This window comes from Streptomyces thermoalcalitolerans, assembly GCF_039525155.1.
In the GTDB taxonomy this organism is placed as follows: Bacteria; Actinomycetota; Actinomycetes; order Streptomycetales; family Streptomycetaceae; genus Streptomyces; species Streptomyces thermovulgaris.
The window spans coordinates 50,425-63,408 of sequence record NZ_BAAAHG010000005.1 but is presented as its reverse complement, the minus strand read 5'-3'; the positions used below and the strand labels follow the sequence as shown (position 1 = coordinate 63,408).

Here is a 12,984-nt window from a genome sequence, read left to right as displayed (position 1 = left end):
GGCCTACGCGGTGATGTCCTTCGTCGTGAACCGCGCCCAGGCCGCCGAGCCGAACACCGCCGTGTACAGGGCCTGCACCTGGAGGTTCCTCACCAGGCCGTCCCAGTGGACCGGGTCGCGCATGAGGTCGGCGAAGGACAGCCAGTAGTGGGAGAAGAGATACGGCTGGACCGCGTGGAGCTGGGGGATCTGGTCGAGTATCTGAACGGTGATCAGCAGGCCCACGGTCGCGGCCATCGCCGCGATCCCGCTGTTGGTCAGGGTCGAGACGAACAGGCCGAGCGCGGCGAGACCGGTCAGGGACACGGCGACCACGAGGGCGATCAGCAGCGCCCGGCCCAGGCCCTCGGCGAAGCCGATCCGGGTGCCGGAGATGGTGGTCAGGTCGCCGAGCGGGAAGAGCAGCGCGCCCACGGCGAGCGCCGAGACGGCGACCACGAGGGTGGCGACCAGGCAGAAGGCCACCGTGGTGGCGTACTTGGTCAGCAGCAGACGGGTGCGGCCGGCCGGGGCGACCAGCAGATAGCGCAGGGTGCCCGCGTTCGCCTCCCCGGCGATCGCGTCGCCCGCGATCACGCCGACGGCCAGCGGCAGGAAGAACGGCAGGGTGACGGCCAGCGCGGTGAACACCAGGAACAGTCCGTTGTTGGTGATCTGCGCGATGAACGCCGGCCCCTCGCCGCCGTCCGCGGGGCCCGCCGGCGAGCCGTCGCTCGTCTCGATCCTGACGGCCACCCCGACCAGGACCGGTACGGCGGCCAGCACGCCCAGCAGGGCGAGGGTGCGCCAGCGCCGGAAGGTGGTGGCCAGCTCGCTGCGCAGCAGTCCGAGGGCCCACAGCGGACCCGGGGTGCGGACGGCGGTCTCAGCCCGCGACATCGAAGCCCTCCCCCGTGAGTGCCACGAAGGCGTCCTCCAGCGAAGCCCGTTCGAGCCCGAAGCCGCGGACCCGGACGCCCGCCGCCACCAGCGCGGCGTTCACCTCGGCGAGGTCGCGCTCCGGCGGGTCCCCGGTCACCCGGTCCTCGTCGACGACGACGTCGCCGACGCCCTGCTCCTTGAGCACCCGGGCCGTCGCCCCGGTGTCCGGTGTGGTCACCACCAGCCGGCCGCGCGCACCGGCGACCAGCTCGGCCACCGCGCCCTGGGTGACCAGCCGTCCCCGGGCCATGACGGCCGCGTGGGTGCACACCTGCTCGATCTCGTCCAGCAGATGGGAGGAGAGGAAGACGGTGGTGCCGTCCGAGGCCAGCTCCCGCACCAGGGAGCGGATCTCACGCATGCCCTGCGGGTCGAGGCCGTTGGTCGGCTCGTCCAGGACGAGCAGGTCGCGCGGGTGGAGCAGGGCCGCGGCCAGACCGAGGCGCTGCTTCATGCCCAGGGAGTACGCCTTGACCTTCTTGCCCGCCGCGGCCGTCAGGCCCACCCGGTCCAGCGCGGCGGCGACCCGGGTGCGCCGGGTGCGGGGGTCGGCGGCCGGGTCGGCGGCGTCGTAGCGCAGCAGGTTGTCCCGGCCGGTCAGAAAGCCGTACAGAGCCGGGCCCTCGATGAGCGCGCCGACCCTGGGCAGCACGGCGCGCGAGGAGCGGGGCATGGGGTGCCCCAGTACGCGCGCCGTGCCGGAGGTGGGCTCGACGAGCCCCATCAGCATGCGGATGGTGGTGGTCTTGCCCGAGCCGTTGGGGCCGAGGAAGCCGAAGACGCTGCCCGCCGGAACGGTCAGGTCGAGGCCGTCCACGGCGAGCTGCCCGCCGCGGTAGCGCTTGGTGAGCCCCCGGGTGCGGATGACGCCGTCGTCCTCTTCGTCCATCGGCTCCCTCGTCCCGTCGTGCCCGTCGCCGCGCGCCGCGCGGCGTCACTGCCCGCTGTTCGCCGCCTTCATCAGCGCGTCCTTGGTGACGGCACCGACGTAGACCTTGCCGTCGTCCGTCATCAGGGCGTTGATCAGGCGGGTGGAGAAGACCGTGCCCTTGCCGAACGCGCCGGAGACGCGGTCACCGAGCGAGGAGAGGAAGCCGCTCGGGTCCCCGTGGCCAAAGGCCGGCGGGGTGCCGTCCTTGGTGCCGGAGGCGCCGGTGTCGAACACGGCGACGGCGTTCCAGCCCTCGCCGAGGATCCTCGGGCCGCCGCTCTTGGCGAGGCCCTTCTCGGCCGGGCCGAGGTCCCGGGCGTGCGCGTCCTCGCCGAGCTCCTTCCCGGCGTCCTTGCCGAGGTCCTTCTCCTCGGTGACCCTCGCCCCCTTGGGCGGGGTGAAGTCGAAGGTGGAGGCGGCCGGCCTGGCGAAGCTGATCCGGGTGAAGCCCACGTCCACGACGGCGGCACCGCCGCTCGCCGGGGTGAGCGTGAACTTCAGCGGCAGCCCGGTCCTGGCGTCCACCGCGATGCTGATCGCCCCGACCGTGGTGCCGGAGGCGCGCTTCGGCTTGACGACCAGCCGGTAGGCGTCGCGTCCGGCGACCTGTGCGGTGCCGTCCACCGTCACCGAGGTGGTGTCGTCGACCGACTTCAGGAGCTGGTCGGCGAAGTCCTTGGGGGTGGCGGGCACCTCGTTCTCGTGCCGGCGGCCGCTGTCCTCCGCCGTGCCGTGGAAGACCTCGTTCGACCTGCTGTCGTAGCCCCAGACGTCCTTGCCGTTGCGGATGAGGCTGTACTCGGCCGCGTCCTCGATCAGCGAGATCTTCTGCCGGTCCGGGCCGTCGGCCGCGACGCGCACGGTGTGCGTGCCGAAGGCCAGTTCGGTCAGCTTGGCATGCGGGTCGGCCGACGATCCCTCACCGCCCTTGTCGGCGCCCGCGGTCAGGCCCTTCTCCAGGCCGCCGAGGTCGGGCAGGCCCAGATCGGTGCTGATCTTGACCGTGCCGGACATCTGCTGGACGTCCGACCGGGCTATTTTCTCGATGAGTTGCTGCGCGGTGATCTTCGGCAGGTCGGGGCTGCCGGAGTCGGCGATGGCCGGGACGAGCCCAATGGTCGCTGCCGCCACTCCCACCACCGCGACCGGGACGGCATAGCGCGCGGCCCTGCGCCGCCCCGCGTGCCGGCCGTCCACCTCCTCGGCGCCGATGCTGTCGTCGGATCCGTACGGTGCCATGTGTGACCTACCTCCGTCGTCGGCGGCGGCTGTCCTTCGAGCTGGATCCACTCCGAGCCGCCATTCTCACCCGAATCGGTGAGGAGTGATGCTGTTCGTGGTATCCATCTGACCAGATCAGCGGTGAGGAGGCGTCAGCCCCCGGAGCCAACTCGCCTACGCCTGCGGTATGACACGAGAAGGGCCGTGGCCCCGTCGTCCCGTAAGGGTAGGGGTGGTGGACGCCACCCGAATGGAGCAGCCGGACGGGTCGCATGATCGTGAACCGGCCGGGTTCACCGGACGTCTCCGGACACCTTCCGACCGGTTCGCCGGGAATAGTCCGTTTGGCTTGACTCGGCTTCTTCGTACCGCATCGCCCCGCTCCGGACCGATTCGGACCGATCCGGGCTGATCCGGGCTGATCCTTCCTGCTTCCGTCGGAGCTGACCGGGCCTCACCGGCCCCGGCCGGTCTAGGGGGTGTCGTTTGGATCAGGCCGGCTCCGATGGGCGGTGCCTGGTGACCGAGGTGAGCGGGGTTCGGTGCGTGCAGATGCAAGGCGGAGGAGGGAGCCGACGCGGAGCGTCGGCGAGTGACGACAACGCCGCAGATGGGCGTGCCGAACCCCGCGACCTGCGGCATGATCCAAACGACACCCCCTAACCGGCCCGGTGCACCACCGCGTCGCACAGGTCGATCAGCGCGGCCTTCGCGGTGCAGTCGCGCAGCGGGGCCAGCGCGGCCCGTGCCTCCTCGGCGTAGCGCACGGTGTCCCGGCGGGCCTGCTCCAGCGCCGGGTGCGTGCGCAGCGCCGCCAGCGCCTCGGCGTGCCGCGCGTCGTCGCTCAGGTCGGAGTCCAGCAGCTCGCACAGGGCGATGTCCTCGGCCAGCCCCATCCGCGCCGCGCGCTCGCGCAGCCGCAGCACCGGCAGGGTGGCGATGCCCTCACGCAGATCCGTGCCGGGCGTCTTGCCGGACTCGTGCGAGTCGGAGGCGATGTCCAGGACGTCGTCCGCGAGCTGGAAGGCGACGCCCAGCCGCTCGCCGTACTGCGTCAGCACGTCCACGACCGTCTCGTCGGCGCCGGACATCATCGCCCCGAACCGGCACGACACCGCCACCAGCGATCCGGTCTTGCCGCTCAGCACGTCCAGGTAGTGCTCGACCGGGTCCCGGCCGTCCTGCGGGCCCGCCGTCTCCAGGATCTGCCCGGTGACCAGCCGCTCGAACGCCACGGCCTGCACCCGGACCGCCTCCGGCCCGAGGTCGGCGAGGATCTGCGAGGCCCGGGCGAACAGGAAGTCACCGGTCAGGACCGCCACGGAATTGCCCCAGCGGGTGTTGGCGCTGGCCACCCCGCGGCGCACCGCGGCCTCGTCCATCACGTCGTCGTGGTACAGCGTCGCCAGGTGGGTCAGCTCCACGACCACGGCCGCCGGCACGACGCCCGGCGCGTACGGGTCGCCGAACTGCGCCGCGAGCATCACGAGCAGCGGCCGGAACCGCTTGCCGCCCGCCTTGACGAGGTGCTGGGCGGCTTCCGTGATGAACGGGACCTCGCTCTTGGTGGCCTCGAGCAGCCCTTCCTCGACGGCCGCCAGCCCGGCCTGGACATCGGCTTCGAGAGCCTTGTCCCGCACGTTCAGCCCGAATGGCCCGACGACGGTCACGAGGGGTCTCCTGTCTGCTGGTGTCAGCTGGCGGTCACGCAGTTTGTCGATAGGTCGCTGCCATCACTCGAGTCAGCGTATCCGGTCAAGTTTCGATCACCGATGGCGCCCACCGATACGAACCGGACGTCATCACCCGACGTGACCACCATCACGTCCCTCTTGCACGGCCTGCACGGACATTCCTTCGCAGTCCGATTCACCCTTATTTAGAACCTCAATTCCCTATTGAGGAAAATTGCTCCCCGCATTGCCGGACCGTGAATTAGGTCACTCACCCCTCTTCGCCCATTTCCTCACGACCCATACCCCTTTCTCCTTTGCCCGCACGCCAGTTGGGCCTTGGTTCACGCAAAGGATCAAGCACCTCATACACCTCTGATCAAGACCAATCAGGGCGATACATGAATCAGACCCTTGTTCCGGACATGTGCGCTCGCATACTTTCCCGGCCGACGGGCGGACGCCGAATCCTGCCGCCGCCCGTGAATCCATCGACCGAGTCACTCACGGCAGGAGCGGGGGACCCAGGTAAGCCGCCGGGCCGGGCGCCGTACGTCCTGTGGCGTACGCCGCACCGGAACGGCTCGGGGTGAAGCCGTGCCCTCGCGGCGCGGCCGGGCACCTCCCGGCCCGAACCCGACAGCTCACCTCGCAGGCGGCGGAGAGGAAATTCCCCATGTCTGCACAAGGTCAGCGCCACCGTTCCCGTGTCGCCCGTGCGGTCCGCGCCTTCGCCGTCACCGGCACGAGTGCCGCCGTTCTCGCCGCTCCGCTCCTCGGTACCACCGGTGCCTCCGCGGCGCCCTCGGCCGGCACGCCCACCACCGGAACGATCACGGGCGCCGGCTACCCGAACAACCTCGACGGCTGGATCCGGGCCTCCCTGGAGGTCATGCGGAAGCACGGCATCCCGGGCACCTACAAGGGCATCCACCGCAACATCATGCGCGAGTCCTCCGGCAACCCGCGGGCCATCAACCTCTGGGACTCCAACGCGGCCAAGGGAACCCCGTCCAAGGGGCTGCTGCAGGTCATCGAGCCGACCTTCAGGGCCTACCACGTCCCGGGCACCTCGTACGACATCTACGACCCGGTCGCGAACATCACCGCCGCCTGCAACTACGCGGCCAAGCGGTACGGCTCGATCGACAACGTCAACGGCCCCTACTGAGTCTCCACCGGCCCCCGGTCGAGCCCCTGCCGGCGCACATATGGGCCGGTCCGCTCCTCGGGCCGGTCAAACAACCGCTCGAGGACGACGGCGACGCCGTCGTCCTCGTTCGACAGCGTGATCTCGTCGGCCACCGCCTTGAGCTCGGGGTGGGCGTTGGCCATGGCGACCCCCCGGGCGGCCCACTGGAACATGGGGATGTCGTTGGGCATGTCGCCGAAGGCGAGGGCGTGCTCGCGGCCCAGTCCCAGGTATTCGGCGGCCAGTGCCAGCCCGGTCGCCTTGGTGATGCCGCACGGCTGGAGTTCGACGATCCCCGGGCCCGACATGGTGACCGTGGCCAGGGAGCCCACTACGCCGCGCGCCGCCGCCGCCAAGTCGTCGTCGGACAGCACGGGATGGCGCAGCAGCACCTTGCTGATGGGCTTGCCCCACAGCTCCTCGCGCCGGCCGACCCGCACGGAGGGCAGGGCCGGGTTCGGCATGCGGTATCCCGGCTCGATGAGCGTGAGCCCGTCGACGCCGTCCTGGTCGACGGCGGCGTACACCTCGCCCACCTCGGCCTCGATCTTGCCGAGCGCGACCTCGGCCAGCTCCCGGTCCAGGGTGACCGACCACAGCAGGCGGTTGGTCCCGGCGTCGTAGACCTGTGCGCCCTGACCGCACACCGCGAGCCCCGTGGTGCCCAGGGCGTCGAGCAGGGGCCGCACTCTCGGCGCCGGCCGTCCGGTCACCACGAGGTGCCGGGCACCGGCGGCCGCCACCCGCGCCAGCGCGGCGAGGGACCGTCCGGACAGGGTGTCGTCGCCGCGCAGCAGCGTTCCGTCCAGGTCAGTGGCGACAAGGGCATATGCGAGGGCAGGGGGCATGATCAGAGAATACGGATCCGCCGCGCCGGCGCCCCCGCGGGAGCCGGACGGACGGTCACGGGCACGGCCGTTCCGCCCGCCTCTCCTCAACTCCCCTTGCCGGCCGGGCGCTTCGGCACCCCGGGCGGGAAAGCGGCCGACCGGGTGCCGCCGTGGGACGTCCGGCCGGGCGCGGCAGGACGGCCGGCCCGCCCGGTCGCGCCCGTGCTGCCGCGGCGGTGGGTCCGCCACAGCTGGTAGAGGTGCTTCGCGCCGGGCCGCACACTCCGCGCGAGCATGGTGAGGAACGGCAGCGGGTCGTCGCCCGCGAACCAGGCCAGCTCCGTTCCGCTCGCCCTCGCCGGCGCGTGCGGCGTGGTGCGGCCGCCGCGGCGGTAGGCGAGCAGGGCGGGCAGGTCGACGTTCTCCACGACGAACCGGTGGCCCGCGCGCTGTTCCCCCTTCGGCACGGGACGCCCGGTCAGGTGGAGGTGCAGGGCACGCACGACGTCCACCCCCGACACGTTCTCGAACAGCCGGAACTGGGCGCCCATGCGCGGGTTGAAGTCGAGGAGCTTGTACTGCCCGTCGCGCCGGTCGAAGCGCAGGTCCAGGTCGACGATGCCGGTGTAGCCGATCCGTTTGACGAAACGCGCGGCGAGATCGGCGAGTTCCGGGTTGTCGACGACATACGCGTGCGCCGTCATCCCCGCGTGCGGCGGCCAGGAGCGGACCTTGACCCCGGTGAACATCGCGAGCGGGTTCGCGTCCTGGTCGAAGCAGGCGTGCACGATCCAGTCCTCGGCCTCCTCCCGCGGCAGATACTCCTGGAGGATCACCCCCGGCCGCTCGCCCCAGTCGCGGGCCAGGGCCAGCAGCCCCTCGGGGGTGGCGATCCTCGTGGTGCCGTTCACCGCGGGGTTGCTGCGCCGCAGGAACGCCTCACGGTTCTTGGCCACCACCGGGAAGCGGGCCCGGGCGGCGAACGCCACGATGTCGTCGTACGACTGCGGGAAGACGGCCGCGGGGCTGGGGATGCCGTGCTCCACGCACAGCTCGTGCAGGCCCTGTTTGCTGGCCAGGCGGCGCGGCAGGCCGGGGGCGACGCGCGGGAAGAGGAAGTGCTCCCCCAGCGCGTCCTGGTGCTCGGCGATCAGGACGGCGGCCTCCTCGTCCGTGGGCACCAGGACGGTGGGCCGGCCGATGCGGCGGCCGATCCGCAGCAGGCCCTCCACCAGGTGGCCCGCCTCCTCCGTGCCCCGGGTCGGCCAGACGAAGGCGCGGGTGAGATAGCGGGAGGAGGCCGCGGGCGTGTACGCGTCCTCGGTGATCGCGTACATGGGGATGCCCAGACGGCCCAGGCTGCGGATCGCCCCCACCCCGCCGTGGTGCAGCGGATAGTTCCCGAACTTCACGATCAGAGCCGGCACGTCACGGTCGGCCCGGAAGGGCACACCGACAGCTCTCCTGGCCACAGGTCCCCCCATGTCGTCCCCCCTGCGGAGCGGACCCGTCGCGTCCGTCTCCCCAAAGGACGCTAAGCCGGAATCAGTACCTCCCACAAGGTCAATTCAGACATTGCAAACTCTTTAGACACTGCCCAAAGCGGCGGCATCCCCGTAACGTGTGGACGATCACCTGAAAAGCACGTGGCTCACGTGGACAACGGGAAAGGAAGGCAGTACCCATGCCCCCCTTCGAGGTTCCCGAGGGCGACCCCTTCGGCCCGCACAACCTTCCCTACGGTGTCTTCTCCCGCGCCGGGGCATCGGAGAGGACCGTGGGCGTCCGGCTCGGCGACCACGTGCTCGACGCGGGGGCGGCGGCGCGGGCGCTCGGCTCGCCGTACGCCGCCCTGCTCGCACAGCCGACCCTGAACCCGCTGCTCGCCGCCGGCCGCACCACCTGGTCGGACGTACGGCGTGCGCTGACGGCATGGGTGACGGTGCCGTCCCACCAGGAGGTGGTCGCACCGTTCCTGCACCCGCTGTCCTCGGTGACCCTGCACCTGCCGTTCGAGGTCGCGGACTACGTCGACTTCTACGCCTCGGAGAACCACGCCCGCAATGTCGGGCAGATCTTCCGCCCGGACGCCGCGGACTCGCTGACCCCCAACTGGAAGCACCTGCCGATCGGTTACCACGGCCGCGCGGGCACGGTGGTGGTCTCGGGCACGGACGTCGTACGCCCCTCGGGACAGCGGAAGGCCCCCACGGACCCCGCGCCGGTGTTCGGGCCGTCGGTCCGGCTGGACATCGAGGCGGAGGTCGGCTTCGTGGTGGGCGTGCCGTCACGGATGGGGCAGCCGGTGGCGCTGAGCGACTTCCGCGAGCACGTCTTCGGGCTGTGCCTGCTCAACGACTGGTCGGCACGCGACATCCAGGCCTGGGAGTACGTCCCCCTCGGCCCGTTCCTCGGCAAGTCCTTCGCCACCTCGGTGTCGGCGTGGATCACCCCGCTGGACGCGCTGGAGCACGCACGGGTGGCTCCGCCTGAGCGCACGCACCCGCTGCTGCCCTACCTGGACGACTCCGCGGAGGAGCCCGGCGGCTACGACCTGCGGATCTCCGTCGCGATCAACGGGCATGTGGTGTCCGAGCCGCCGTTCTCCACCATGTACTGGACGGCCGCGCAGCAGCTCGCCCACATGACGGTCAACGGCGCCTCGCTGCGCACGGGCGACCTGTACGGCTCGGGCACGGTGAGCGGGCCCGCCGAGCGCGAACGGGGCTCCCTGCTGGAGCTGACCTGGAACGGCCGTGACCCGCTGGAACTCCCGGACGGCAAGAGGACGTTCCTGGAGGACGGGGACGTGGTGACGCTGTCGGCCTGGGCCCCGGGAGCGGGCGGCACCCGGGTGGGGCTCGGGGAGGTGACGGGGCGGATCGTGCCGGCGTGACGAGACGTGACGAGAAGGGCCGGTGACGGACGGGTGACGGATGCGGCGGAGAAGGACGGCGGAAGAGAATTCCGGGAAATTGGTCGCCGCCGGCTCCTGGCCCCCGGTGCTCGCGGCCGTCATACTGACGGCCGGTCGTGCGCGCCCGGCGTGCCGGCCGGCCCCGTCCCGCCGCCGCACGACCCCGACACCTGCCTCTCCCCGTCGAGGATCCGGAGTCCGTGGCCCTGACCGTCTGTCTGCTCCTGCTCGGTGCCGTCGCGCTGACGGCCGCCGTACCGGTCCCCCGTGCGCTGACCCGGGCGGTGTGGCCCGAGCGGGAGCCCGTCGTCGCGCTGTGGGTGTGGCAGTGCCTGGTCGCCACGGTTCTGCTGTGCTGCCTCGCCGCCCTGGTGCTGAGCACCGCGGCCGTCTTCCGCACCGTGCACGACCGGGTGTTCGCCCCCGCGCCGCCGGCCGTGACCGCCGCGTACGACCTTGCGGCGGCGCCGGCCTGGACGGCCGGTCTCACCCTGCTGCTGGCCTGCGGCGCCGCCTGGACCACCGCGATGCTCGCCCGCGAACTCGTCGAGGCGCGCCGCCGCCGCAGGCTGGTCCGCGCGCATCTGCGCGAGCGCGTCCCCGATCTGCCCGCGGGCCTTCCGGCGGCCCGTGGACCGCTGCTCGTGCTGGAGGACGACTACCCCGACGCCTGGTGGATGCCCGGCCACCCGCCCCAGCTCGTCGTCACCACCGGCGCGCTGCACCGGCTCACCGGCCGTCAGCTCGACGCCGTCCTCGCCCATGAGCGCGGCCACGCCCGCGCCCGCCACGACTGGCTGCTGCATCTGTCGACCGCGCTGGCCACCGGCTTCCCGCGCGTCCCGCTGTTCGCGCACTTCTGCGACCAGACCCACCGGCTGGTCGAGCTGGCCGCCGACGACACCGCCTCCCGCCGCCACGGCCATGTCACCACGGCGCTGGCCCTGATCGAGCTCAACCAGCACCGCGGTGTCCTCTCCTGCGCCAACAGCCACCGTCTGCTGGGCGAGCGGGTGGACCGCCTTCTCCGGCCGCCGCCCCGGCTGGACCGCGGGCGCAGGGCACTGACCGCGGCGGGAGCGGCCCTGGTGCCCCTGCTTCCGCTGCTGATCACCTTCGCCCCGGGGCTGACGGCCATGTGAGGCCCGTCCCTACGGCTGGTCCTGCGACCGGTCCCGCGGCCGGCCGTCGGGGTCCGGCTCGGCCGGCTCCTCCGCCGGTTCCGGTCCGTCCGGACCGGCCGCGGGGGCCTCGGCGCCGGGCGGCCCGCCCAGCGACGCGAGCACCGCGAGCACCCCTTCCCCGTACGTCGCCAGCTTCTTCTCGCCGATGCCGCCGACCGTGCCGAGCTGCGCCACGGACGTCGGCCAGAGGGTGACGATCTCCCGCAGGGTGGCGTCGTGGAAGACGACATAGGCCGGGACGCCCTGCTCCCGGGCCTGTTCAGCGCGCCAGGCGCGCAGGGCCTCGAAGGCGGGGAGCAGTTCCTCGGGCAGTTCGGCCGCCGCCTTGGGCCTGCGGTCGGTCCGGGCGGCCGGCGTCCGGGCCGCGGCCGGTTTCCCCGGATCCTTGCGCAGCGGCACCGTGCGCTCGCCGCGCAGCACCGGGGCGCTGGCGTCGGTCAGCACCAGCGTGCCGTACTCGCCCTCGACCGCGAGCAGGCCCAGTGCCAGCAACTGCCGGACCACACCCCGCCATTCGCCCTCGGTGAGCTCCATGCCGACACCGAAGACGGACAGCTGGTCGTGGTCGAACTGGATCACCTTGGCGGTGCGCCGGCCGAGCAGGATGTCGATGATCTGCCCCGCGCCGAACTTCTGGCCCCGCTCCCGCCTCAGCCGCACCACCGTGGAGAGCACCTTCTGGGCCGCGACCGTGCCGTCCCAGGTCCCGGGCGGGGTCAGGCAGGTGTCGCAGTTGCCGCAGCCGGCCGGGTCCGGCTCCTGGCCGAAGTAGGCGAGGAGCCGGCCGCGGCGGCACTCCGCCGTCTCGCACAGGGCGAGCATCGCGTCCAGATGGGCCTGGGCCCGGCGGCGGAAGCCCTCGTCGCCCTCGCCGGACTGGATGAGCTTGCGCTGCTGCACGACATCGTTCAGGCCGTAGGCCATCCAGGCGGTCGACGGCAGCCCGTCGCGCCCCGCGCGGCCGGTCTCCTGGTAGTAGCCCTCGACCGACTTGGGCAGGTCGAGATGGGCGACGAACCGTACGTCCGGCTTGTCGATGCCCATGCCGAAGGCGATGGTGGCGACCACGACCAGGCCGTCCTCGCGCAGGAAGCGGGACTGGTGCGCGGCGCGGGTGCCCGCGTCCAGGCCGGCGTGATAGGGCAGCGCCTCGATGCCGTGGCGGGTGAGGAACTCCGCGGTCTTCTCCACCGAGGCGCGCGACAGGCAGTACACGATGCCCGCGTCCCCCGGGTGCTCCTGCCGGATGAAGGCCAGCAGCTGCTTTCTGGGGTCGGTCTTGGGCACGATCCGGTACTGGATGTTGGGCCGGTCGAAGCTCGCCACGAAGTGCCGGGCCCGCGGCATGTCCAGCCGCCGGGTGATCTCCTGGTGCGTGGCGGGGGTGGCCGTCGCCGTGAGCGCGATCCGCGGCACGTCCGGCCAGTGCTCGCCCAGCAGCGACAGCGCCAGGTAGTCGGGGCGGAAGTCGTGGCCCCACTGGGACACGCAGTGCGCCTCGTCGATGGCGAAGACGGAGATCTTGCCGCGGGAGAGCAGGTCGAGCGTGGTCTCCAGGCGCAGCCGCTCCGGCGCCAGGTAGAGCAGGTCGAGCTCACCGGCCAGGAACTCCGCCTCCACCATCCGCCGCTCGTCGAAGTCCTGGGTGGAGTTGATGAACCCGGCGCGCACGCCCAGTGCCCGCAGCGCGTCCACCTGGTCCTGCATGAGGGCGATCAGCGGCGACACGACGACGCCCGTACCGGGGCGGATCAGGGCCGGGATCTGGTAGCACAGCGACTTGCCGCCGCCGGTGGGCATGAGGACGACGGCGTCGCCGCCCGCCACCACATGCTCGACGATCGCTTCCTGCTCGCCCCGGAAGGCCTCGTATCCGAAGACCCGGTGCAGCGTGGCCAGCGCCTCGCTCCGGCCCACTGGCTGGCTCACTGGCATCTCGGTGACACCGCCCGTCCCGCCCATCGTCCCGTCCCCCGCAGTACGCCGTCCTTCGACCGCTGCTCCCACCTTAGGGGGCGGCACCGACGGTCCCCGGAGTTGTCCACAGACTCCTGTCGCCCTCCGGCCACTCCCGCCTCCGGGCCCTCAGCCGGAAGAGCGGTCGGAAGAGCCGGC

Annotated in this window: 10 protein-coding genes and 1 riboswitch; of the genes, 3 read left to right on the top strand and 7 right to left on the bottom strand. The window is 72.0% G+C overall.

The annotated features are described in order from the left end of the window. Positions 1-3: 3 nt before the first annotated feature. The 4 genes from ABD224_RS05130 to ABD224_RS05115 all read right to left on the bottom strand — a co-directional run bounded on the left by ABD224_RS05130 (position 4) and on the right by ABD224_RS05115 (position 4,743). A complete protein-coding gene (locus tag ABD224_RS05130; protein WP_344047251.1) occupies positions 4-879 on the bottom strand; it encodes an ABC transporter permease in 876 nt (291 codons plus the stop codon). Continuing rightward, positions 866-1,810, bottom strand: coding sequence for an ABC transporter ATP-binding protein (locus ABD224_RS05125; protein ID WP_344047249.1), 945 nt, complete (start codon positions 1,808-1,810; stop codon positions 866-868). The genes ABD224_RS05130 and ABD224_RS05125 overlap by 14 nt, the downstream gene beginning before the upstream one ends. Before the next feature lie 45 nt (positions 1,811-1,855). Further along, positions 1,856-3,091 carry a LolA family protein gene (locus ABD224_RS05120; RefSeq protein ID WP_344047247.1) on the bottom strand — a complete coding sequence of 412 codons (1,236 nt, stop codon included), beginning with the start codon at positions 3,089-3,091 and terminating at the stop codon, positions 1,856-1,858. A gap of 641 nt (positions 3,092-3,732) precedes the next feature. Beyond that, complete coding sequence (locus tag ABD224_RS05115) at positions 3,733-4,743, bottom strand: polyprenyl synthetase family protein (RefSeq protein ID WP_344047245.1); 1,011 nt, start codon at positions 4,741-4,743, stop codon at positions 3,733-3,735. Between the two features lie 486 nt (positions 4,744-5,229). Next, a riboswitch (cyclic di-AMP (ydaO/yuaA leader) is annotated at positions 5,230-5,419 on the top strand. A 3-nt stretch (positions 5,420-5,422) separates the two neighbouring features. Here ABD224_RS05115 and ABD224_RS05110 point away from each other — a divergent pair. Further along, positions 5,423-5,917 carry a transglycosylase SLT domain-containing protein gene (locus ABD224_RS05110; RefSeq protein ID WP_344047243.1) on the top strand — a complete coding sequence of 165 codons (495 nt, stop codon included), beginning with the start codon at positions 5,423-5,425 and terminating at the stop codon, positions 5,915-5,917. Here the strand turns inward: ABD224_RS05110 and ABD224_RS05105 are convergent. Continuing rightward, positions 5,911-6,786, bottom strand: a complete 876-nt coding sequence (locus tag ABD224_RS05105; protein ID WP_344047241.1) for an HAD family hydrolase — start codon at positions 6,784-6,786, stop codon at positions 5,911-5,913. The genes ABD224_RS05110 and ABD224_RS05105 overlap by 7 nt on opposite strands. A gap of 86 nt (positions 6,787-6,872) precedes the next feature. Beyond that, positions 6,873-8,219, bottom strand: a complete 1,347-nt coding sequence (locus ABD224_RS05100) for a carboxylate--amine ligase (protein WP_344047239.1) — start codon at positions 8,217-8,219, stop codon at positions 6,873-6,875. A gap of 233 nt (positions 8,220-8,452) precedes the next feature. Here ABD224_RS05100 and fahA point away from each other — a divergent pair, with 233 nt between their 5' ends. Both fahA and ABD224_RS05090 read left to right on the top strand, forming a co-directional pair. Continuing rightward, entirely contained in the window at positions 8,453-9,664 is a 1,212-nt protein-coding gene (fahA, locus tag ABD224_RS05095; RefSeq protein ID WP_344047237.1) for a fumarylacetoacetase, read from the top strand. A gap of 227 nt (positions 9,665-9,891) precedes the next feature. Continuing rightward, positions 9,892-10,827 (top strand): M56 family metallopeptidase, encoded by a 936-nt coding sequence (locus tag ABD224_RS05090; protein WP_344047455.1) that lies wholly within the window; start codon positions 9,892-9,894, stop codon positions 10,825-10,827. Positions 10,828-10,836: 9 nt separating this feature from the next. Here ABD224_RS05090 and recQ read toward each other — a convergent pair whose 3' ends face one another. Then, positions 10,837-12,831: a DNA helicase RecQ gene (recQ, locus tag ABD224_RS05085; protein ID WP_344047235.1), complete on the bottom strand. Its 1,995-nt coding sequence runs from the start codon at positions 12,829-12,831 to the stop codon at positions 10,837-10,839. Between the last annotated feature and the right edge of the window lie 153 nt (positions 12,832-12,984).